Genomic DNA, 21285 nt, shown 5'->3' with positions numbered 1-21285 from the left:
GGAGTTGCTGCCATGAACATTCACGAGTACCAGGCCAAGCAGGTCCTCGCCCAGTACGGCGTGGCCGTGCCCAAAGGCAAGGTGGCCTTCACCGTCGACGAAGCGGTCGCCATCGCGAAGGAACTCGGCGGCCAGGCGGTCGTCAAGGCCCAGATCCACGCCGGCGGACGTGGCAAGGCTGGCGGTGTCAAGCTCGCGCGGTCTTTGGACGAAGTGGCGCAGCACGCCCGCGACCTGCTCGGAAAAACCCTGGTCACCCACCAGACGGGCCCGCAGGGCCGTGTGGTCAGGCGGTTGCTGATTGAACAACTGACCGACATTGACAAAGAGTACTACATAGGCTTGGTCATCGACCGCAACGCCGGGCGCGTCGTGATGATGGCGTCGGCGGAAGGCGGTATGGAGATTGAAGAAGTGGCAGCGCGGCACCCGGAGAAGATCTTCCGCGAAACGGTCGATCCCGCGGTCGGACTTCTTCCCTTCCAAGCCCGCAACCTCGCGTTTTCCATCGGCATCCCCGGACCGCTGGTCAACAAGGCGGTCAAATTCATGTTGGGGCTGTACCAGTGTTTTGTCGACAAGGACTGCTCGGTGGCGGAGATCAATCCGTTGGTCGTGACCCGGGACGGAGATGTCATGGCCCTCGACGCCAAGATCAACTTCGACGACAATGCGCTCTTCCGCCATCCGGAGCTGGCGGAGTTGCGCGATCTCGACGAAGAGGACCCGAAGGAGGTGGAGGCGTCCAAGTACGGCCTTAGTTACATCGCGCTCGACGGCAACATCGGCTGCATGGTCAACGGCGCCGGCCTGGCGATGGCGACGATGGACACCATCAAACATTACGGCGGGCAACCGGCCAACTTCTTGGATGTGGGGGGCGGAGCCTCGGAGGAGAAGGTCACGCAGGCGTTCCGCATCATCCTGTCGGATCCGAACGTCCAAGGGATCCTCGTCAACATCTTCGGCGGCATCATGAAGTGCGACGTGATCGCCAACGGCGTGGTGGCCGCTGCAAGGCAGGTCGGATTGGACAAGCCGCTCGTGGTCCGCTTGGAAGGCACCAACGTGGCATTGGGCAAGCAGATCCTGAACGAGTCCGGGCTCAACATCGTGGCGGCAGACTCGCTGGCAGAAGCGGCGCAACGCATCGTGGCGCTGGTCGGCGGCAACAAGGGGGAAGTCCGATGAGCATCCTGGTGAACAAGGAGACGCGCGTCATCACGCAGGGCATCACGGGATCGCAGGGGTTGTTTCACACCAAGCAGGCCATCGAGTACGGGACCAAGGTGGTGGGCGGGGTGACGCCCGGCAAGGGCGGCACCACGGTGGAAGGCGTCCCGGTGTTCGACACCGTGGAGCAGGCTGTGCGCGCGACGGGCGCCAATGCGTCCGTGATCTATGTCCCGGCGCCGTTTGCGGCGGACGCCATCATGGAGGCGGTGGATGCTGGACTGGACCTCGTCATCTGCATCACCGAAGGCATCCCGGTCCTCGACATGGTGAAGGTCAAGCGGTTCATGGAAGGCAAGCACACCCGCCTCATCGGCCCGAATTGCCCGGGCGTCATCACGCCGGGCGAGTGCAAGATTGGGATCATGCCGGGGTACATCCACAAGCCCGGCCGGGTGGGTGTCGTCTCGCGCAGCGGGACGCTTACCTACGAGGCGGTGTACCAGTTGACCGTCCGCGGCATCGGCCAGTCGACGGCCGTCGGCATCGGCGGTGACCCGGTGAAGGGCACGGAGTTCATCGACGTCCTCAAGATGTTCAACGACGATCCCGACACCGAAGCGGTCATCATGATTGGCGAGATCGGCGGCACGGCCGAGGAGCAGGCGGCCGAGTGGATTCGCGACCATATGACGAAACCGGTGGTCGGTTTCATCGCCGGCGCCACCGCGCCCCCGGGACGCCGGATGGGGCACGCAGGGGCGATTGTGTCCGGCGGGAGCGGTACAGCCGCGTCGAAGATCCAAAAGATGCAGGAGTGCGGTATCCGGGTGGCGCCGACCCCGTCCGAGATGGGTTCGACGCTGTATGAGGTGCTGCAGGAGCGCGGCCTGTTGTCGCGCTGCCTGAGCGAATGACGTCGTACAACCCGGCAGGCGTCCGCCTTTTGCCACCCGCTTTCCACCCCGTTTGGGGTGGTTTTTTTCTGCCTGCGCATACTCGACGCTTCCGCGAGGTATGCATGGGAGTGGACGCGAGGCAAGGCGTGATCGAGAATAAGGAAAAGTCTTGCAGCGGGAGGGCGGCACGTGGGGCGCTCGCAACAGGATGAGAAAGCAATGGATGCACGGACGGAGGCCGCTGCGCGCGCGGGACAGGGGCTCAACCTTACCGTGCAGGATGCGGCACCACGCGGGATGGATCCGATGGATGCGGAGGAACGCAGGGCTTGGTTGGCGTGGGCGCTCTGCCCCTGGGTCGAGCGGCGCTCCGTGTACCGGTTGGTGGCGGCGTTCGGGCGGGCGGCGTCGGCGTGGGCCGCTGCGGAAGACGACTGGCAGCGCCGCGCTGGGCTACGGCCGCAGACGGTGGCGCGGCTCGCCGGATGGCGAAAGCGCGCGGCCGCCATCGATCCCATGTCCTGGCTGGCCGCGCAGGGTGTGCACGCCGTCTGGATGGGGGATGCGGATTATCCGCGTTCGCTGCTCGATTTGCCGGATCCGCCGCCGGTCCTTTTCGTGCGCGGCCGGCTTGAACTGCTCCGTCATACGCATCCGGTGGCGGTGGTCGGGACGCGCCGGGCGTCCGGGTACGGCGTGGAGGCGGCCACGTGGATTGGCGAGGAGATCGCCTGCGCAGGCGGCCTGGTGGTCTCGGGGATGGCGGTCGGCATCGACATCGCGGCGCATCGGGCGGCCCTGCGGGTGCAGGGGCCGACGATGGCCGTCATGGCGTGCGGTCTGGACCGGTGTTATCCGGTGGTCCATGAAAAGGATATGATGGAGATAGCCGACAACGGGGTCCTGGTGAGTGAGTACCCGCCCGGGGTGATGGTGGACAAACACCGCTTTTTGGAGCGGAACCGTTTGCTCGCGGCGCTGGCGAAGGCGGTGGTCATCGTGCAGGCCGGCGAGAAGAGCGGGGCGCTGCGGACGGCGGACATGGCGTTGGAGTTGGGGCGGGAGGTGTACGTGGTGCCGGGCCCCATCACGTCCATCCACTTTCGGGGGTCACACCGCCTGCTTTACGCCGGTGCATCGGTCCTTGTGGATCCGCGCGACCTCTTGCAGGATCTCGGGCTCGCGCCACGCGAACGGTCGTCCGCGCGGCAGCTGCCGCCGGCGCGTTGGCTCGACCTGTACGATGCGTTGGCGGAGCCACGCACAGCCGCCTCGCTCGCGCAGTGGTTGCAAATGCCTCTCGGCCATGTCTTCACCGGGCTGTTGGAGCTGGAGCTTGGCGGCTGGATTGAGCGTGTGCCGGGCGGATCGTTCCGGCGCTGCCGGTGACCGGTTTGCAATTCAATCCTGCCGGGTGATAATATGGGTTGAATCCGGCGCTCGTAAGCGTAGTGTACGCTGAGGAGGAGACACATTGGCGAACTATCTGGTCATCGTGGAATCGCCGGCCAAAGCGAAGACCATCGGAAAATACCTTGGCAAGAACTACACCGTCAAGGCGTCGTTGGGGCATGTGCGCGATTTGCCGAAAAGCCAGCTGGGCGTCGACGTCGAACACGGGTTTGAACCTAAATATATCACCATTCGCGGCAAGGGCGATGTCATCAAGCAGCTGCGCGAGGCGAGCAAAAAGGCAAAGCGGGTGTTTCTGGCGGCAGACCCGGACCGGGAGGGAGAAGCCATCGCCTGGCACCTGGCGACGCTCCTCGATTTGAACATGGACGAGGAGTGCCGCGTGGTGTTTCACGAAATCACGCAGGAAGCGGTGCGCGAAGCGTTCTCCCGCCCGCGGAAGCTCGACCTCAACCTGGTACACGCCCAACAGGCGCGGCGGATCCTCGACCGCTTGGTCGGGTACCGGCTCAGCCCGTTGTTGTGGCGGAAGGTGCGCAAGGGTCTGTCCGCCGGGCGCGTTCAGTCGGTCGCGGTACGCTTGATTGTCGACCGCGAACGGGAGATCCGCGCGTTTGTGCCGCAGGAGTACTGGACCGTGGACGCCGTGTTCCACACACCGAATGGTTCGTTCACGGCGCGGTTCCACGGCTTTGGCGAAGAAAAGGCGGATCTGCCGGACGAGCAGGCCGTCCGGGACCTGTTGGCCCGCGTGGCGGATCAGACGTTCCAAGTGGTGAAGGTCAAGCGTTCAGAGCGCCGCCGCAACCCGAGCCCGCCGTTCACCACGAGCAGTTTGCAGCAGGAGGCGGCGCGCAAGCTCGGGTTTCGCGCGTACCGCACGATGGCCGTCGCCCAGCAACTGTACGAGGGCCTGGATGTCGGGGAGTCTGGACCCGTCGGACTCATCACCTACATGCGCACCGACTCGACGCGGGTGGCCGAGTCGGCGCAAGCGGAGGCGCGCCGCTTCATTCTGGAGCGGTTTGGCGAGGCGTACGCCCCGGAGCGGCCGCGGCAGTATCAGGCGCGCGGAGGTGCCCAGGACGCCCACGAGGCCATCCGGCCGACGTCGGTCACGCGCGACCCTGAGTCGTTGCGGCCGTTCCTCAATCGGGATCAGTATCGTCTCTACAAGCTGATCTGGGAGCGGTTCGTCGCCAGCCAGATGAGCGCCGCGGTGCTGGATACCACGTCGGTCGACATCGACGCAGGCGGCGCGCGGTTCCGGGCTCACGGTTCCGTGTTGAAATTTCCAGGATTCATGAAGGTGTACACCGAAGGCAGCGATGACGGGAACGCGGACGAGGGGGAAGGCAAGCTCCTGCCCCCTCTCGCGGAGGGGGAGATCCTGCCGCATCCGGAACTCAAACCGGAACAGCACTTCACGCAACCGCCGCCGCGCTATACGGAATCCAGCCTCGTCAAGGCGATGGAGGAGCTCGGCATCGGACGGCCGAGCACGTACGCCCCGACCATCGACACCATCCTCAAGCGCGGCTACGTGGTGCTGGACCAGAAGCGGTTTGTCCCGACTGAGCTCGGTGAAGTGGTCGTCGACCTGTTGGTGCAGTATTTCCAGAAGCTGATAGACGTCGAGTTCACCGCCCGCTTGGAGAGCGAGCTCGATCAAATCGAAGAAGGCCATCAGGATTGGGTCCAGCTGTTGCAGTCGTTTTACGAGTCGTTCGAGGCGGACTTGGAAGTGGCGGAGCGCACGCTCGGCCATGTCCATGTGGCAGAGGAAGAGTCGGATGAGGTGTGCGACAAGTGCGGGCGCCGCATGGTGTATAAACAAGGGCGGTACGGCAAGTTCCTGGCCTGCCCGGGATTCCCGGAGTGCCGGAACACCAAGCCCGTCACCAAACCGGTCGGTGTCGACTGTCCGCGCTGCGGTTCGCCGTTGGTGGAGCGGCAAGGAAAGCGGCGGCGGACGTTCTACGGTTGCAGCAATTATCCCGCGTGCGATTACGTTTTGTGGAACAAGCCGACAGGAGACGTATGTCCCGTCTGCCGACATCCGTTGGTGGAAAAGGCGACCAAGTCCGGGCGGACCGTGGTTTGCAGCAACGAGGCGGCGCACGCGGCGCAAGCAGGGGCGGAAGCAGAAACCGTCTCGCCGGTCGAGGAGGTGTCGCGATGAAGCAGGTGACCGTGATTGGTGCCGGTTTGGCTGGTTCGGAAGCGGCATGGCAGGTGGCCAACCGGGGTGTGCCCGTCGTGCTGTACGAGATGCGGCCTGTGCGCAGCACACCCGCCCATCACACAGCGTGGTTTGCCGAACTGGTGTGCACCAACTCCTTGCGATCCGCCGCCATCACGAACGCGGTGGGTCTGCTCAAAGAGGAGATGCGGCGGTTGAACTCGGTGATCATGCGCGCCGCAGACGCCAACGCGGTCCCGGCCGGCGGCGCGTTGGCGGTCGACCGGGAAGGGTTTTCCCAGACCGTCACGCGCCTTGTCTCTGCACACCCGCTCATTGAAGTGCGGCGGGAGGAGGTCACCCGCCTGCCCGACACGGGGCCGGTCATTGTGGCCACCGGTCCGCTGACGTCCCCTTCTTTGTCCGAGTCCATCCGGCAATTCATCGGCCAGGATTATCTCTATTTCTTCGACGCGGCGGCTCCCATCGTCGTCCGGGAATCGATCAACATGGACAAGGTATACATCGCGTCGCGTTACCAAAAGGGGGAAGCGGCCTACATCAATTGTCCGATGACGGAGTCGGAGTTTTACGACTTCTATCAGGCGCTGGTGACCGCGGAGACGGCCCCGTTGCACGATTTCGAAGAGGAGCGTTACTTTGAGGGCTGCATGCCCATTGAGGTCATGGCCAAGCGCGGGCCCAAGACCCTCTTGTTTGGTCCGCTCAAACCGGTCGGTCTCGAAGACCCGCGCACCGGCAAGCGGCCGTTCGCGGTCGTCCAATTGCGCCAGGACAACGCAGCGGCGACGCTATTCAACATGGTGGGCTTTCAAACGCATCTCAAGTGGGGCGAACAGAAGCGGGTGTTCCGCATGATCCCGGGCTTGGAGGAGGCCGAATTCGTCCGCTACGGAGTCATGCACCGCAACACGTACATCAACAGTCCGGCGGTGCTCGAGCCGACGTATCAGACCCGGCAGCGGCCGGATCTGTTCTTCGCCGGCCAGATCACCGGCGTCGAGGGGTACGTCGAATCGGCGGCCGCCGGGTTGGTGGCGGGCATCAACGCCGCGCGCCTTGCGCAGGGCCGCCCGCCCGTCGTCTTCCCGCCGACGACCGCCATCGGCAGCTTGGCGCATTACATCACCCACACCGACAAAGACAACTTCCAGCCGATGAACGCCACGTTCGGCTTGTTTCCGCCGCTGCCGGAGGTCATCCGTGACAAGCGCGTGCGGTACGAACGGCTTGCCGAGCGTGCATTAAAGGATTTGGCGGATGTGATGGCGCGCATGGAGGCAGAGGTCCCCGCCCGCGGGCAGGCGTGATCGACCTATGGGTGTCGCCGCCAGGACGGCGGCGTGGAGGTGAAAGGGTTGACGAACCATTCCGGGAATCCGCCCGTCGGCCATCCTGCCGCAACCAATGCGGACCAAGATGCAGGTCTCGCGGTTCGCGGCACGCCGGGACCATGGACGCGCTGGATGGCGTCGTACCTTGAGTATAAGCGCGCCACGGGGCGCGTTGCGCTCCGCACGCTCACCGCGTACGCGTCCGACCTGCAGGCGCTGGTTTCGTTTCTGCAAGCGCGCGGCATCTTGGACCCGCTCGCGGTGCGTTCCCCGCATCTGCGGGCCTATCTCGCGGCAGAGCTCGAACGCGGCGTCAGCAAGGTGACGTTGGCGCGGCGGCTTTCCTGTTTTCGCGGCTTTTTTGACTACGTCGCACGGGAGACGGGCAGCGAGCAAAATCCGGCCCGGTCGCTCGCCCTCCCCAAACGGGTGCGGCGCTTACCTGAGTTTTACTATCAGGAAGAGGTCAAGACCCTCCTGGAGTCGATCCCGGGGGATGACCTTTGGTCGGCGCGAGATCGGGCGTTGCTTGAGTTTCTGTACGCCACCGGTGTGCGCGTGAGCGAGTGCGTGGGATTGAACGTGGCGGACGTGCGGTTGGACGACGGGACGGCCCTTGTGTATGGCAAGGGTGGCAAAGAACGGGTGGTCATCTTCGGCCGTATCGCCGCCATGTGGCTGCGGCGCTACCTAAGTCTGCGGGAGGCCGCCAAGCTCGGCGGGGACCCGCTGTTCATCAACCGGCGGGGCGGACGTTTGACGGATCGCAGCGTGCGCAGGATTTTGCTTCATCACATCGACCGAGTGGCGGGGCTCAAGCGCTTGAGCCCGCACAAGCTGCGCCACACGTTCGCCACCCACATGCTGGATGGCGGCGCCGATTTGCGAACGGTGCAGGAGTTGCTCGGCCATACCAGCTTGTCGACGACCCAGGTGTACACCCATACCACGGGTGACAGGCTGGCGCGGGTATACCAGGCGACCCATCCGCGCGCATAAGCGGCGGGAGGGACGCGCAGCCCCATGCAGGGAGCGGCCGCGGTCCTGCGCGGCGCGCATCGCGAAGGAGAAGGGACGAGGCATGGAACTGCACGGTACGACCATATTTGCGTTACTGCGGCAAGGTGTAGGGGCGATGGCGGGCGACGGGCAGGTGACCTTTGGGAATACGATGATTATGAAGCACAACGCCCGCAAGGTCAGGCGGTTGTATCACGGGCGCGTCGTCGCCGGATTCGCGGGGTCCGTCGCGGATGCGTTCACGCTGTTCGAGAAGTTTGAAGGCAAGCTCGAGGCGTTTCACGGCAATTTGCCGCGCGCGGCTGTGGAGTTGGCCAAAGAATGGCGATCCGACAAGGTCTTGCACAGGCTGGAGGCGATGCTGCTGGCGATGGACCGGGAGCACCTGTTCGTCCTCTCGGGCAGCGGCGAGGTGATAGAACCGGACGACGGCATCTGCGCCATCGGATCCGGCGGGGCGTACGCGCTCGCCGCCGGGCGGGCGCTCGCGCGTAACACCGACCTGAGTCCGGCCGAGATTGCGCGCAAGTCGCTCGAGATCGCCGCCGAAATCTGTGTGTATACGAACGACCGGATTGTCGTCGAGTGCGTGGGCGGGGAGGCAAAAGGCGATGACAACGCGCAGGGATGACCTCACACCGCGTGAGATCGTGGCGGAGCTGGACAAATACATCGTCGGCCAACGCCGCGCCAAGCGGGCGGTGGCCATCGCGTTGCGAAACCGGATGCGGCGGGCGAAGCTGCCGCCAGAGCTGCAGGAGGAAATCACCCCGAAGAACATCCTGATGATAGGGCCGACGGGCGTCGGGAAGACGGAAATCGCCCGTCGCCTCAGCAAGCTGGTCGGGGCGCCGTTCATCAAGGTCGAGGCGACGAAGTTCACCGAGGTCGGGTACGTGGGCCGCGACGTCGAATCGATGGTGCGCGACCTGGTGGAGACGGCGGTGCGGATGGTGAAGGCGGAACACACGGAGCGGGTGAAGGCGCAGGCGGAGGAGGCGGCGCACGAACGGATTGCCGCGGCGCTCGTCCCCGATCCGAACGCGCGCAGGACCGCGCGCAACCCGCTGGAAGCGTTGTTCTCCGGCCTGGCGGGCGGGGGTTTTCCCGGCGGGATGGGCGGTGATGCGGGGAACGCCGCCGTGTCGGACTCCGTCCGCCAAGAGCGGCGGCGGGTGCTGGAACGCCTGCGGCGCGGGGAGCTGGAAGACCAAATCGTGGAGATTGAGGTCGAGGAGCAGGCGACGCCGATGCTCGGCGTTCTGCCCGGCGTCGGTGCGGAAGGCCTGGGAAATCTGCAGGAGATGCTCGGGTCGCTCCTGCCGAAGCAGATGCGCAGACGGCGGATGACCGTGCGGGAGGCACGGAGGGTACTCACCCAGGAAGAGGCGCAGAAACTGATTGACATGGACGCCGTCGTCGCCGAGGCCATCCACCGGGCGGAGAACCACGGCATCATCTTCATCGACGAAATGGATAAAATCGCCGGTCGTGAGACACGCGGCCCCGACGTCTCGCGGGAAGGGGTGCAGCGGGATATCCTGCCGATTGTCGAAGGCTCGACCGTTGTCACAAAATACGGGCCGGTCAAGACGGATCATATGTTATTCATCGCCGCCGGAGCGTTCCACATCGCGAAGCCGTCCGACCTCATTCCGGAGTTGCAGGGTCGTTTTCCCATCCGGGTCGAACTCGAAAGCTTGACGGCGGATGATTTTGTTCGCATCTTGAAGGAACCGGAGCACGCACTGCTCAAACAGTACACCGCGTTGCTCGAGACGGAGGGCATCCGTGTTCGCTTCACCGACGAGGCCATCCGCCGCATCGCGGAGCTCGCGGCGAAGGTCAACCAGGAGACGGAAGACATCGGCGCACGGCGGCTCCACACCATCGTCGAACGTGTGCTCGAAGACCTTTCGTTTGCGGCGCCGGACGTCAATCTGGAAGAGGTCGTCATCACCCCGGCCTATGTGGACGAGAAGCTGGGCCAGATTGTGGAAGACCGTGACCTGAGCCAATACATCCTCTGAGCGCAGACAAAAGCGCGAGGTCTGCACATCGTTTCTGCGCGGACGGCCCGTTCGGGCCGTCCTTGCGGGCTCTGCCTCGTCAGTCGCCTCACGTGCGTATCCTCTCTTTCTCTCCGCTTCGGTCCTCCCGTCTCCCGGATCCATGATGATTTTGGCGAGGTGTGTCGAGAACTGCAGGATTTTGTCACCATCGGTGCGAAGTATTCTCATCAATCCAAGGCCCTCGGCATGGCGCGGGGGGGCCGATCTGTGCAAGAAGAGGGGTGTGCGATGAGCCTGACCAGCGATGTGATGGCGTTGCTGCAAACGGCTTTGACGGCGGCCGACATGCGCCAGGTTGCGTATGCAAACAACATCGCCAACGCCGACACCCCGGGTTACCAGCGGATGGACGTCTCGTTCGAGGACGCCTTGCAGCAAGCGCTCGGCCTGACGCGTTCGGCGTCGCCGGGCGATCCGCTGGCGGCGCTGACGGGTGCCGATTGGCAGGCGGTGCGGCAGATACAACCTACCTGGGTCGTGGCGGGCGGAACGCTCGTGGACAACAACGGCAACAACGTCGACCTGGACGCGGAAATGGCGCAATTGGCAACCAATCAGATCCGTTACAACGGGTTGGTGCAGGCGCTCCGTTCCGACTTCGACCGCCTGCATGCCGTCATCGGCGGCGCCAGCGGAGGTTGATGCAGCATGATCGGCATGGACAGCTTGGCCATCAGCACTTCGGGGCTGACCGCAGAGCGGCTGCGCATGGATGTCATCGCCAACAACATCGCCAACGCGCAGACGACGCGCACGCCGGAGGGCGGGCCGTACCGCCGGCAAATGGTGGTGTTGACACCGGGGAACGGGAGCGGCGATTTTTCGTCGTGGTTGGCGGCCGCGCTGCAACAACCCGGGCTGCAGTGGGACGAAGGCGTTTCGGCACAGGGGTTCGGCGTTTCGGTCGCGGGCATCGTCAAGGACCCGAGTCCGTTCAAAATGGTCTACGATCCGGCCAACCCGGATGCGGTGAACGGGTATGTCCAAATGCCGAACGTCGACTTGGCCACGGAGATGGCCGACCTGGTGGCCGCACAGCGGGTGTACGAAGCGAACGTGACCGCGTTCGATGCCGCCAAGCAGATGGACTTGACCGCGTTGAACCTGGCGAAGTGACGGCCTGGTGCGCGAAGGGTCCGTCCTGATCAGCCCGGCCGCACCGGACGCGCTGGCGATGGATGCCCGGCGCCGCGTGCGGCGCGTTCGAATAAGGGGGGGATGGTATGGCAGGTGCTGTGACGGCTGTCCAAGGGGTGGCCGCGACTGCGGTGACGGCGCCCGCAGCAGTGAACGGGAACGGCGGGGCGGTGTCCGGGGCGCCTTCGTTCGCGGACTGGCTCGGCCAGGCGCTCGATGCGCTGGCGGCGGTGACGAACCAAGCGGACGCAGCCGCCGCCGTGTACGCAGCCGGCGGCCCCGTCACGCTGGACCAAGTGATGGTGGCGGAGCAACAGGCGACGCTCGCGGTGGACTTCGCGGTCACCGTGCGCGATCGCGCCCTCAACGCGTACCAAACCATCATGAACATGCAGATCTGAACTGCGGATGGCCGTGGGCAGCGGCGGGCAGAGTTGACTGACGAAGGGTGAACGCGTTTGAACGAGACCATCCGGAACCTGTGGGCGCGCGCACAGGCCTTGTGGGGGCGCCTCGCCCCGGCGCAAAAGCGCAACCTCATCATCGCCACAGGCGCGGGCATAGCGTGTTTGGCCGCGGTGCTCTGGGTGGTCCTCCGTCCGCACTACGTCACCATCATGAGCGGACTCGACGACAAGTCGCTCGGCGAGGTTCAGCAGGCGTTGGAACAGATGAAGATCCCGAACCAGATTGTGGGTACGTCCATCGAGGTGCCGGCGAGCGAAGCCGATACAGCCCGCGTGCAGTTGGCGATGCAGGGGTTGCCGAAGACGGGATATTACGGGTACAACATCCCGAACTCGTTCGGGATGACCGACGCCCAGTTCAACATCGCGGTGCTCGACGCCTTGCAGCAGAGCCTCAGCCAGACCATCGAGAGCATCGACGGGGTGGAGAGCGCTCAGGTACACATCGTCCTCCCGCAGGAACAGTTGTTCGTATCCCAGCCGCAGGATACGGCGAAGGCGTCCGTGTTCGTGCAACTCGGTCCCGGTGTGCAACTGACGCCGGCCCAGGTGTACGGGATCCAGCAACTCGTCGCGCACTCGGTGAAGGGATTGTCGGCGGGCGACGTGACGGTGGTGGACCAAAACGGCGTCGTGTTGCAGGGGACGGCGGGCACGAGCGCCAATGACGTGTCGGGCGTGACGGAACTCCAGGTGCGCCAACAGCTGGAGCAGTCCCTGACGAGCCAGTTGACGGCCGGCTTGGACCAGATTGTCGGTCCGGGAAACGCGGTCGTCGTGGTCCACGCCAACCTGACGTTCGACAAGGTGGAGTCGAAGTCGCACACGGTCGCGCCGGTGCCGGGATCGGATACCGGCGTGTTGACGAGCACCCAGCAGATCCGGCGTTCCACCGTCGGCAGCGCGCAAAGCCCGGGCGGGATTGCCGGGCAGGCGACGAGCAACCCGGGCGCATCGACTTACGCCGGCACGGCGAACGCAGGGAACAACGTGACGTCGACCGACAACGAGGTCACCAACCAGTACGACAACAACTACACCGACACCACCACCGTGCGCGATCCCATCCAATTGCGCGGGTACTCCGTGGGCGTGTTGATCAATTCGAACGGGACCGGGGTTAACCCGCAGGTGCTGCGCCAGATCCGCTCGTTCGTGACGTCGGCTGTCGGCGCGGCCACCGGGCAGGGGGCGGTGAACTCGGTGAGCGTGGTCGCAGTTCCGTTCCGGGCCAACGCCGCGGCGACGAGCGTCGTTTCGGGCGGGTTCCCGTGGTGGCTGTTGGCGGTGCTCGGGCTGGCGGCGGGTGCGGGCGGCATCGCGTACGGGGTCTTCCGGAGCCGGCGCCGTCAGGCGGTGCCTTTGGAAGATCAAGTGCTCACCGCGGCGGAAGCGTCGCTTGAGCCGGCACAGCTCAGCGAGGAGGAGCGGCTGCGCGAACAGCTCGCCCGCCTGGCCCAGGAGCGGCCTGCCGAGTTTGCGAACCTGCTTAGGACCTGGCTGATGGAGGACTGACGATGACGGAGCGTGAGGAGGGCGAGGCGGATGCTGAGGGGACGGGCGTCGATGACGGGGCGGCAGAAGGCGGCCGTGCTGCTCATCAGCCTCGGACCTGAGGTGGCCGCGCGGGTGTATCAGCAGTTGACGGAAGAAGAGGTTGAGCAATTGACGCTCGAGATCGCCAACCTGCGCAAGGTCGATCTGGAGCAGCGGGAACAGGTGTTCCGGGAGTTCAAGGACCTGGCGGTGGCGCGCGAGTACATCGCGGCCGGCGGCATCGAGTACGCGCAAGAGGTGTTGGAGAAGGCGCTGGGACCAGAGCAAGCGGCACGGGTCTTGCACAAGCTGACCGCCAGCCTGCAGGTGCGGCCGTTCCACTTCGTGCGCAAGGCGGACCCCAACCAACTGCTCAGCTTCCTCCAGGATGAGCACCCGCAGACGATGGCGCTGGTCATGTCCTATCTGGAGCCTCAGCAGGCGGCGCTCATCATGTCGGCGTTGCCCCAGGACCTGCAGGCGGACGTGGTGCGGAGGATTGCCCAGATGGGCGCCACGTCGCCGAGCGTGATCGCGGAAGTGGAACAGGTGTTGGAGGCGAAGCTGTCGACGATGACGAGCATGGACAGCATGCAGGTCGGCGGGATCGACACGGTGGTCAAGATTTTGAACGGCGTCGACCGGTCGACCGAGAAGTACATCCTCGACACCCTGGAGCGCGAGGACCCGGTGTTGGCGGAGAACATCAAAAAGCGCCTGTTCGTCTTTGAGGACATTGTGCTGCTCGACAGCCGCTCCATCCAACGCGTCATCCGCGAGGTCGATCAACGCGACCTCCAGCTTGCCCTCAAGGCGGCGAGCGAAGAGGTACGTCAGGTCATCTTCGACAACATGTCGAAACGGATGGCGGAGACCATCCAGGAAGAGATGGAGTACATGGGCCCTGTGCGCTTGCGTGAGGTGGAAGAAGCGCAACAACGCATCGTGGCCGTCATCCGCAGGCTCGAGGAGATTGGCGAGATCATCATCGTCCGCGGCGAAGGGGGCGATGTGGTTGTCTAACCGGCTGCAGAAGATCCCGGCGGCGCGCGTGGTCGAAGGCGGGACCCACGCTATCCCGGCTGCAACACGCCTCGATGCGGACACACCGCAGGGCGCGCCGGGCGCACCGGGCTGGGATGAGGCGAGCTTCGCGGCGCGTGAAGCTGCGTTGCGCGAGCGCGAGGCACAGGTCGAAGCAGAGTGTGCAAAACGGCTCGCGGCGGCAGCGGCGGAGGCGGAGCGGATCATCGCGAACGCACAAGCCAGGGCGGAAGAGATGGAAGCGTCTGCCCGCGCCAAGGGGTACGAGCAGGGTTACCGCGAAGGGTTTGCCGCCGGTGAACTCGCGGGCCACGAGCTGTTCAGCAGCCGGCTGCAGGAGCTGGCGGAGATGGCATTGCGGTTGAACGAACAGCGCAACCGCTGGTTGTTGCATTTGAAAGACCAGTTCGTCCGCTTGGCGATGGCGGCGGTTGAACGCATCCTCCACCGGGAATTGGCCATTGCGCCTGCCGACGTCGCGGCGGAGGTCGAACACCTGCTGCAGTATGTCAGCGTCATCGGCCGGGTGGAAGTGCACGTGCACCCGAGCGCGTTCATGGCGGCGAGCGAGGCGCAGCCGCGGTGGCGGAGCGCACGCTTCGGGGAATGGGAAATCGTGGTCGTTCCCGATGCCCGGGTCCGCCCCGGCGGGTGTGAGATTTGGTCGCCTTCCGGCCGGGTGGACGCCACCTTGGAGACGAAGCTCGAGATTCTGGAGCAGACGCTGGCTGAACTGGCGGAGGACGGGGGCTTTGCGGATGAGCGTGTCTTCACCGGTTGATTGGCGAACGGCCCTGGGCAAGGTGCAGTGGTTTCGGCTGTACGGACGGGTGGCCAGGGTCACGGGCATGATCATCGAGTCGGTCGGGCCGTATGCGAAACTGGGCGACGTGTGCAAGATCCGCGGTTTGGACGGGTCGGAGTGCCTGGCGGAGGTGGTGGGTTTTCGCGAAGCGAACCTGCTTCTGATGCCGCTTGGCGAGTTGACCGCGGTGGCGCCCGGGTCGGAAGTGCTGGCGCTGCACGCGCCGCTTTCCGTCTGCTGCGGTCCGTGGTTGCTCGGCCGGGTCGTCGACGGCCTCGGCCGGCCCATCGACGGCTTGGGCCCGTTCCCGTCTCCGGGCAGCCCGGACACCGAACAGCGGCCGCTGGAGTCCGCGCCACCGCATCCTCTGGCGCGGCGGGTGATTGACCAGCCCATCGCCACCGGGGTACGTGCCATCGACGGCCTCCTGACGGTCGGCGAAGGCCAGCGGATCGGTATCTTCGCCGGCAGCGGCGTGGGGAAGAGCACGCTCCTGTCGATGATGGCCCGCAACACCTCGGCGGATGTGAACGTGATTGCCCTCGTGGGGGAACGCGGCCGCGAAGTGAACGAGTTTTTGGAACGGGACCTCGGTGCGGAAGGCAGGCGACGGAGTGTCGTGGTGGTGTCCACCTCCGATCAGCCTCCGCTCATCCGGTTGAAGGCGGCGCTGGTCGCGACGGCGATGGCGGAGTACTTCCGCGACCAGGGTTTGCGCGTGAATCTGATGATGGACTCCGTCACCCGGTACGCCATGGCGTTGCGCGAAGTCGGTTTGGCGAGTGGCGAACCGCCGACCAGCCGCGGCTACACCCCGTCGGTGTTTGCCCGGTTGCCCCGGTTGTTGGAGCGGGCCGGCAACGGGCCGGTGGGCAGCATCACCGGTTTTTACACCGTGCTCGTCGACGGTGATGACATGAACGATCCGATTGCGGACGCGGTCCGCGGCATCCTCGACGGCCATATCGTCCTCAGCCGCGCGCTGGCCAACGAGGGGAGATTTCCTGCCATCGACGTGTTGGCGAGCGCCAGCCGTTTGTTCCAAGCCATCGTGCCGCCGGAGCAATGGCGAGCGGCGGCACAGGTCCGCGCCTGGATGCAGCGCTACCGCGACGTCGAAGACCTTTTGCGCATCGGGGCCTACCGGCAGGGCGCCGACCCGGAGACGGACGTCGCCATTGCCCGCTGGCCGCGCATTCGGGAGTTTTTGCTGCAAGACGCCGCGGAACGGTCAGAATTCGCGGCGACCAGGGATCAGCTGCTGGAACTGGCGGGGGTGCGCGGTGAGCCATGAAACGGGACACATTCTTTCACCGATACTACCGGGTTCAGAAAGCGATGGCGGAGATGGCCGAATTGGAGCTGGCGGCGGTTCGTGAGGAGGAGGCTTTGGTCGCGCAACGCTTGGAAGCTATCCGGACGGCGCGCCAGACGGCCGGCGACGACATGCAATGGACGGCGGAGTCGCCGCGCGGCGCGTGGTGGCGGCAGTGGGCCGACTACTTGGCTCGGCTCGACGCGGAGGCGCGCGCCGCGGAAGAGCGACTGCGTGCGGTGTCGGCGCTGGCGGCGGAAAAACAGGCGGCGGCCATCGCGGCGTACCAGCGGGCGAAGGTTTGGGAGACGTGGGTCCAACGCCTGCGTGCGTCAGCACGGTGGCAGCAGTCGCGGGATGAACAGCGTCAGGCGGACGAACTGGCGATGCTCCGCCACGCGACGGGGGGGCGGCGGTCGTGAGGCAGGGCGCCTCGTCTTCCGCAAACGCACGGACCAAGCCGGACGGGCCAAACCGGGTGCAAACCCGCACGGCGCCGGCAAGCCCTGAAGGACGACCGGAAGGTTCTCTTTGGCGCCGGCGGTTGGTGGTGATGTTCACGGTGGTCTTGGTGCCTCTGCTCGCTTCCGCGTTGATGGTGGGCGTCGCGTTGCAGGTGGTCGGCGTTCCGGTCTGGCAGACCATCCAGTCCTGGCTGCATCCGGTGGCGAAGACGCAACCGGAAGACGTCTGGCGCGCGAAGTGGCGAGCCGACGAAGTGCGGGTGCAAACGCTGACCGCCCAACTGCACCAGGCGCAACAGCAGTTGGCGGCGCTGCAACAAGAACGGGCGAAGTTGTTGGCGACCAACCGCAAGCTGCAGCAAGCGCTCGCGCAGCGGCAGGCATCGCTCGCCACCGCCAAGCAGGAAGCACGCGTGTTGCAACAGATGGATCCCGGAGCGGCGGCGCAGGTGTTGGATAAGATGTCCCTTGCCGCTGCGGCGCGCGCGGTCGCCCAGATGCCGCCCGATGCGGCCGCCCAGGTGCTCGCCGCGCTGCCGCCCGCCAAGGCGCAGCAGGTGTTGGCGCAGAGCGCGTTCGTCAAGGCGCAACTGCAAACCAAACCGTGAAGTGGGAAAGGGGGGAGAATGCATGCACTCGGTTCCGGCGGCGCGAGGGGAAGGTGGCTTGGTCCGTTTCGGGAGCGAGCAGGCGGCAGGGACCAAGAGAAAGGGTGTGGCGGTGGACTCGCTGGCAGACCCAAGCTTCTTGACTTGGATGGAAGCCGCGCTGGCTGGTGCAACAGGGTTATCCACCGTGCATGCGAAGTCCGCCGAACCTTCCGTGGCAGGAACGCGCACGTCCGCGCACGCCGCTGTCGCGCCGAAGGATGCGGCGGCAGGCCCTGTCCCGGCGCACAGGCAGGCAACCGGACGCGCAGCGTGGTTCGTCGCGCCGCGGCACCTCCCTTCCGGAGACCAGTCCAAGACGGGGAACAGCGCAGGTGCGGGGGGGATGAGAGCGGACGGGCCAGGGATGCAGGTGTTTGCGGATCGGCACGCAGCAACGGCATCCGCCCATGCCGCGCACCCCTTGCCGGTGGCAGATGCCGGCGCGGACCTTGGACGTTCTGCGGCTGAAGCACTCGGACAACCGGGCCATCCGGTAGCGGAACTTGCGCCTCATACCGCAACCGGGCGCTCAGGGTCTGACACGGGTCGCGATGGGTACGGATTCGCCATGGCATGGCAGCCATCGACTTGGACACCGTGGCCTGAACGAGAACTCCCGGTTCGGACCGGGAATCGGGAAGACGGGGTGAATGCAAACCCCGGGCCGTCCGTCCCCATCCGTCTGCACGGGGAAGCCCAGCTGCAGATAAACCGTCCCGCCATGTTCACCCATGTCAACCTGGGCGGGAGGCCGGCTTCCGATTCCGCTTCGGTACAGAAGCATACCGGGCTGAGTTCGGTTGCGGAGAACCGGCGTCCGGAAGCATCGCCGGCCTGGGCCCCGGCAGGCCATCCCGTCGTGGCGGGCAGTATCGTGGCGGGCAGTGCGGAAACGGGAGGCAGCGAACCCTCGGAACGGCTTTCTGACACACGAGGGGTGGAGCGGCCAGCTGGAGGACGAGGCGGCTTGCGTACCTCAGCACCGTCAACGGACGCGAAGGGGGAGATGGCGAATCCGGTCGACGTGAGCTGGTGGCTGGCTGCGGCTTCCGGTACCGGCATGACGACGGCCGGCGCCGCTGTCCAGACAGGGCACGATACTCCGGCATCCGCAACCCTCGACCAACCCCAGGCTGGCGATCACGCTGCGCGCACGGGTGCTGGTCCGCCGCCGGCATTCGTCCACACGGTCGCCTCCGCTGCGCGCGATGCCGCGCTCGGGCAGACCTCGCTTCGCCTGGAGGTACGGCCGCAGGGGCTTGGCGACTTGACCATTGACGTGAAGCGCGGCGAAGGGGGTGTTTTCGTCCACGTACAGGCGGAGCATCCGCAGGTGCAAGCGGCGTTGCAAGCGGCGGCGGGCGAGATCGTCCAGGCCATCGTCCAGCAGGGCGTGCAAGTCGCCCAGTTCCAGGTGGGACCGCTGGTCAACGCGGACGGACACGGCAACCCTCATCCGCGCAGCCAGCCCCCGCCCGGCCGGCTTGGCGGGCGGGATGAGGCGCGCACAGCGCGCGAAGATGCCACGCGTGTTCGTTCTGGCCAGGACGTCGCCATCGCGTGGCTGGGCCAGGCGCTCGACCGGCGCGTTTGAGGCATAGCGCAAGGAAGGAGGGGATGGGATTGAGCGTGAATCCGACCCAAGGGCTCGGCAAAGACGCCTTTTTGCAGCTCCTGGTGACGCAGATGCAGTACCAGGACCCGTTGGCGCCGACGGATGACACACAGTTCATCGCCCAGTTGGCCCAGTTCACGGCGCTGGAACAGATGACCAACGTCGCGCAGACGGATGCTCAGATCTTGCAGACCTTGACCGATATGGCGCGCTGGTTGCAGGTGGCTGCGGTCCATAACCTGTTGGGCGCGCAGGTGCGGCTTGACGATGGCAACGGTGGCAGTGTGGACGGCGTGGTGACCGCCATCCGCTTTGGACAGGACGGACCGCAGGTGGTGGTCGGCGGCCAAGCGTATCCAATCAGCGCGCTGGTCGAGGTGGGGACGGACAGTGAGCCGTCCACCGGCGGCGCGAGCGCGGGGGCCGGTGCGGCCGGCAGCACAGCCGGAATCGCGGCCAGCCCAAGCACCGCGCCATGAGCGTTCGCAACATCAAACTGCCAAGGAGGCGGGCGGGATGTTACGTTCGATGTACTCTGCAATTTCCGGGATGCAGGCGTTTGAGACGAAGCTCGATGTCATCGGCAACAACATCGCGAACGTGAACACGACCGGATTTAAAGCGAGCCGCGTCGACTTCAGTGACATGCTCAGCCAGACGATGGCGGGCGCCAGTGCGCCTCTTGCGCCGAACCAGACAGGCCCGGGCGGCACCAATCCGGAACAGGTGGGCCTTGGCGTGAAGATCGCGGCCATCCCCATCCAGTTCACGCAGGGCGCGCCCGAGACGACCGGGAATCCATTGGACATGGCCATCAACGGTGCGGGGTTGTTTGTCGTCACCCCGGACAACGGTACGACGAAATTGTACACACGGGCGGGCGATTTCACCCTGGATGCCAATGGGAACCTGGTGCTTCCGAACGGCGAAATAGCGATGGGGACGGATTCGAAGAATCCCGCAAACCCATTAACCTTAAAGGTGGTCAACATCTTAAATTTTGCTAAAACAAACAGCCTGTCGATTCCTGCGTCATTGACGAATAGTAACGACCAGATTGCCTATTTATCCTCAACCCTCCAAATTGGTAAGGACGGCAGCATCTCGGTGATGGACAGCACCGGGCAACGGCAGGTCATTGGTTACTTGGCCCTTGCGACCTTCGCCAATCCAGCAGGTTTGGAAAAGGTTGGAGATTCCCTGTTTCAGGTGTCGGCCAACTCGGGCTCAGCAACATATCAAACGCCGGGCATGAACAATGCGGGCACCCTCATGCCGGGGGCGCTGGAGATGTCCAACGTCGACCTCACGCGCGAATTTACGGAGATGATCGTCGCGCAGCGCGGATTTGACGCCAATTCGAAGATCATCGGCACCGACAACGCCATCCTGAATGACATCGTCAACCTGAAGAACAGCTGACGCATCGCCGAACCCGCCGCGGACGCGAAGGGGCGGGCGGCTCGTCGCCGGGGCAGGAGGGAATGCGGTGATTGTGCTCACGCGGTTGAATGGGACACAGTTGTGGATCAATCCGCTGCTGATCGAAGCGGTGGAGAGCCATCCGGACACGGTGGTGACGCTCTCCAACGGCCACAAATACATCGTGCGGGAAGACCCTGCCGCCATCGCCGCGTCGGTCACCGCCTTCCTGCGCCGGGTTGGTCTTGTCGGCGGGGTGTCGGCTCCGGAAGGGGAGAAGCTGTGAACCATCCGCTGCGCTGGATGTTCATCATCATCGGGAGCGTCGCCGTCGTCCTGGCAGGGGCGGTGGGCGGATATGAGTATTTGAAGACGTCGCACAAAGCGAGCCATCATGCGTTGACGCCGGCGCAGGCAAGGGCGCTGCAGCTGGACCTCGAGCCGATGACGACCGATTTGAAGGGGGACGGCTTGATTCAGTTCTCGGTGACCTTGCAGGCGAGCGACAGCGCGACCAAGCAGGAGTTGAATGACTTGGTGCCGCAGATCCAGGACCTTTTGAACGCCACGATGCGCCAGTATACGGCCGCCCAGTTGCGAACCAGCGCAGGGATGGCCCAGTTGCGGGCGGATATCCGAAATCGAATCAACCGTCTCCTCACGCATGGACGCGTTACAGAAGTCTATCTGCCGCAGATCATCGTTCAGTAGGGGGC

22 protein-coding genes are annotated in these 21285 nt (G+C 65.1%); all 22 read left to right on the top strand.

The annotated features are described in order from the left end of the window. Positions 1–12 precede the first annotated feature (12 nt). A complete protein-coding gene (gene sucC / locus IEX97_RS00250; protein ID WP_188880455.1) occupies positions 13–1191 on the top strand; it encodes an ADP-forming succinate--CoA ligase subunit beta in 1179 nt (392 codons plus the stop codon). After that, the gene (sucD, locus tag IEX97_RS00245) at positions 1188–2090 is read left to right on the top strand and encodes a succinate--CoA ligase subunit alpha (protein WP_188880454.1); all 903 of its coding nucleotides are present in this window, start codon (positions 1188–1190) and stop codon (positions 2088–2090) included. The genes sucC and sucD overlap by 4 nt, the downstream gene beginning before the upstream one ends. 201 nt (positions 2091–2291) lie before the next feature. Next, on the top strand, positions 2292–3461 hold the full coding sequence (gene dprA / locus IEX97_RS00240) for a DNA-processing protein DprA (protein WP_188880453.1): 1170 nt from the start codon (positions 2292–2294) through the stop codon (positions 3459–3461). An 85-nt stretch (positions 3462–3546) separates the two neighbouring features. After that, complete coding sequence (topA, locus tag IEX97_RS00235; protein ID WP_188880451.1) at positions 3547–5667, top strand: type I DNA topoisomerase; 2121 nt, start codon at positions 3547–3549, stop codon at positions 5665–5667. Further along, positions 5664–6998 (top strand): methylenetetrahydrofolate--tRNA-(uracil(54)-C(5))-methyltransferase (FADH(2)-oxidizing) TrmFO, encoded by a 1335-nt coding sequence (gene trmFO, locus IEX97_RS00230; RefSeq protein WP_188880450.1) that lies wholly within the window; start codon positions 5664–5666, stop codon positions 6996–6998. The genes topA and trmFO overlap by 4 nt, the downstream gene beginning before the upstream one ends. A 48-nt stretch (positions 6999–7046) precedes the next feature. Beyond that, a complete protein-coding gene (locus IEX97_RS00225) occupies positions 7047–8021 on the top strand; it encodes a tyrosine recombinase XerC (RefSeq protein ID WP_308426171.1) in 975 nt (324 codons plus the stop codon). Between the two features lie 82 nt (positions 8022–8103). After that, the gene (gene hslV, locus IEX97_RS00220) at positions 8104–8673 is read left to right on the top strand and encodes an ATP-dependent protease subunit HslV (protein ID WP_188880449.1); all 570 of its coding nucleotides are present in this window, start codon (positions 8104–8106) and stop codon (positions 8671–8673) included. Beyond that, positions 8654–10072, top strand: coding sequence for an ATP-dependent protease ATPase subunit HslU (gene hslU, locus IEX97_RS00215; RefSeq protein WP_188880448.1), 1419 nt, complete (start codon positions 8654–8656; stop codon positions 10070–10072). Before hslV ends, hslU begins: the two co-directional genes overlap by 20 nt. A gap of 270 nt (positions 10073–10342) precedes the next feature. Then, positions 10343–10756, top strand: a complete 414-nt coding sequence (gene flgB / locus IEX97_RS00210; protein ID WP_229776153.1) for a flagellar basal body rod protein FlgB — start codon at positions 10343–10345, stop codon at positions 10754–10756. A gap of 6 nt (positions 10757–10762) precedes the next feature. Beyond that, positions 10763–11230, top strand: a complete 468-nt coding sequence (flgC, locus tag IEX97_RS00205; RefSeq protein WP_188880446.1) for a flagellar basal body rod protein FlgC — start codon at positions 10763–10765, stop codon at positions 11228–11230. Positions 11231–11337: 107 nt separating this feature from the next. Continuing rightward, on the top strand, positions 11338–11652 hold the full coding sequence (fliE, locus tag IEX97_RS00200) for a flagellar hook-basal body complex protein FliE (protein ID WP_188880444.1): 315 nt from the start codon (positions 11338–11340) through the stop codon (positions 11650–11652). A gap of 57 nt (positions 11653–11709) precedes the next feature. Beyond that, positions 11710–13233 (top strand): flagellar basal-body MS-ring/collar protein FliF, encoded by a 1524-nt coding sequence (gene fliF, locus IEX97_RS00195; protein WP_188880443.1) that lies wholly within the window; start codon positions 11710–11712, stop codon positions 13231–13233. A gap of 30 nt (positions 13234–13263) precedes the next feature. Next, positions 13264–14277 carry a flagellar motor switch protein FliG gene (gene fliG, locus IEX97_RS00190; RefSeq protein WP_229776152.1) on the top strand — a complete coding sequence of 338 codons (1014 nt, stop codon included), beginning with the start codon at positions 13264–13266 and terminating at the stop codon, positions 14275–14277. Then, a complete protein-coding gene (locus IEX97_RS00185) occupies positions 14270–15079 on the top strand; it encodes a FliH/SctL family protein (RefSeq protein ID WP_188880442.1) in 810 nt (269 codons plus the stop codon). The genes fliG and IEX97_RS00185 overlap by 8 nt, the downstream gene beginning before the upstream one ends. After that, entirely contained in the window at positions 15057–16397 is a 1341-nt protein-coding gene (locus IEX97_RS00180; RefSeq protein WP_188880441.1) for a FliI/YscN family ATPase, read from the top strand. Before IEX97_RS00185 ends, IEX97_RS00180 begins: the two co-directional genes overlap by 23 nt. Beyond that, positions 16394–16840, top strand: coding sequence for a flagellar export protein FliJ (locus IEX97_RS00175; protein ID WP_188880440.1), 447 nt, complete (start codon positions 16394–16396; stop codon positions 16838–16840). Before IEX97_RS00180 ends, IEX97_RS00175 begins: the two co-directional genes overlap by 4 nt. Beyond that, positions 16837–17490 (top strand): magnesium transporter MgtE N-terminal domain-containing protein, encoded by a 654-nt coding sequence (locus tag IEX97_RS00170; RefSeq protein WP_188880439.1) that lies wholly within the window; start codon positions 16837–16839, stop codon positions 17488–17490. Before IEX97_RS00175 ends, IEX97_RS00170 begins: the two co-directional genes overlap by 4 nt. A 1048-nt stretch (positions 17491–18538) precedes the next feature. Then, positions 18539–19126, top strand: coding sequence for a flagellar hook-length control protein FliK (locus tag IEX97_RS00165; RefSeq protein ID WP_188880438.1), 588 nt, complete (start codon positions 18539–18541; stop codon positions 19124–19126). A gap of 35 nt (positions 19127–19161) precedes the next feature. Then, positions 19162–19626, top strand: a complete 465-nt coding sequence (locus IEX97_RS00160) for a flagellar hook capping FlgD N-terminal domain-containing protein (RefSeq protein ID WP_229776169.1) — start codon at positions 19162–19164, stop codon at positions 19624–19626. Positions 19627–19663: 37 nt separating this feature from the next. Then, positions 19664–20569, top strand: coding sequence for a flagellar hook-basal body complex protein (locus IEX97_RS00155; protein ID WP_188880435.1), 906 nt, complete (start codon positions 19664–19666; stop codon positions 20567–20569). Positions 20570–20636: 67 nt separating this feature from the next. Continuing rightward, entirely contained in the window at positions 20637–20855 is a 219-nt protein-coding gene (locus IEX97_RS00150) for a flagellar FlbD family protein (RefSeq protein ID WP_188880434.1), read from the top strand. After that, the gene (locus IEX97_RS00145) at positions 20852–21280 is read left to right on the top strand and encodes a flagellar basal body-associated FliL family protein (RefSeq protein WP_188880433.1); all 429 of its coding nucleotides are present in this window, start codon (positions 20852–20854) and stop codon (positions 21278–21280) included. The genes IEX97_RS00150 and IEX97_RS00145 overlap by 4 nt, the downstream gene beginning before the upstream one ends. Positions 21281–21285 lie beyond the last annotated feature (5 nt).

Origin of the sequence: Paenalicyclobacillus cellulosilyticus (assembly GCF_014647315.1) — a bacterium.
GTDB lineage: Bacteria > Bacillota > Bacilli > Alicyclobacillales > Alicyclobacillaceae > Alicyclobacillus_J > Alicyclobacillus_J cellulosilyticus.
Note: the sequence above shows the minus strand (reverse complement) of the source record. Positions and strands in the feature narration are given on the sequence as shown.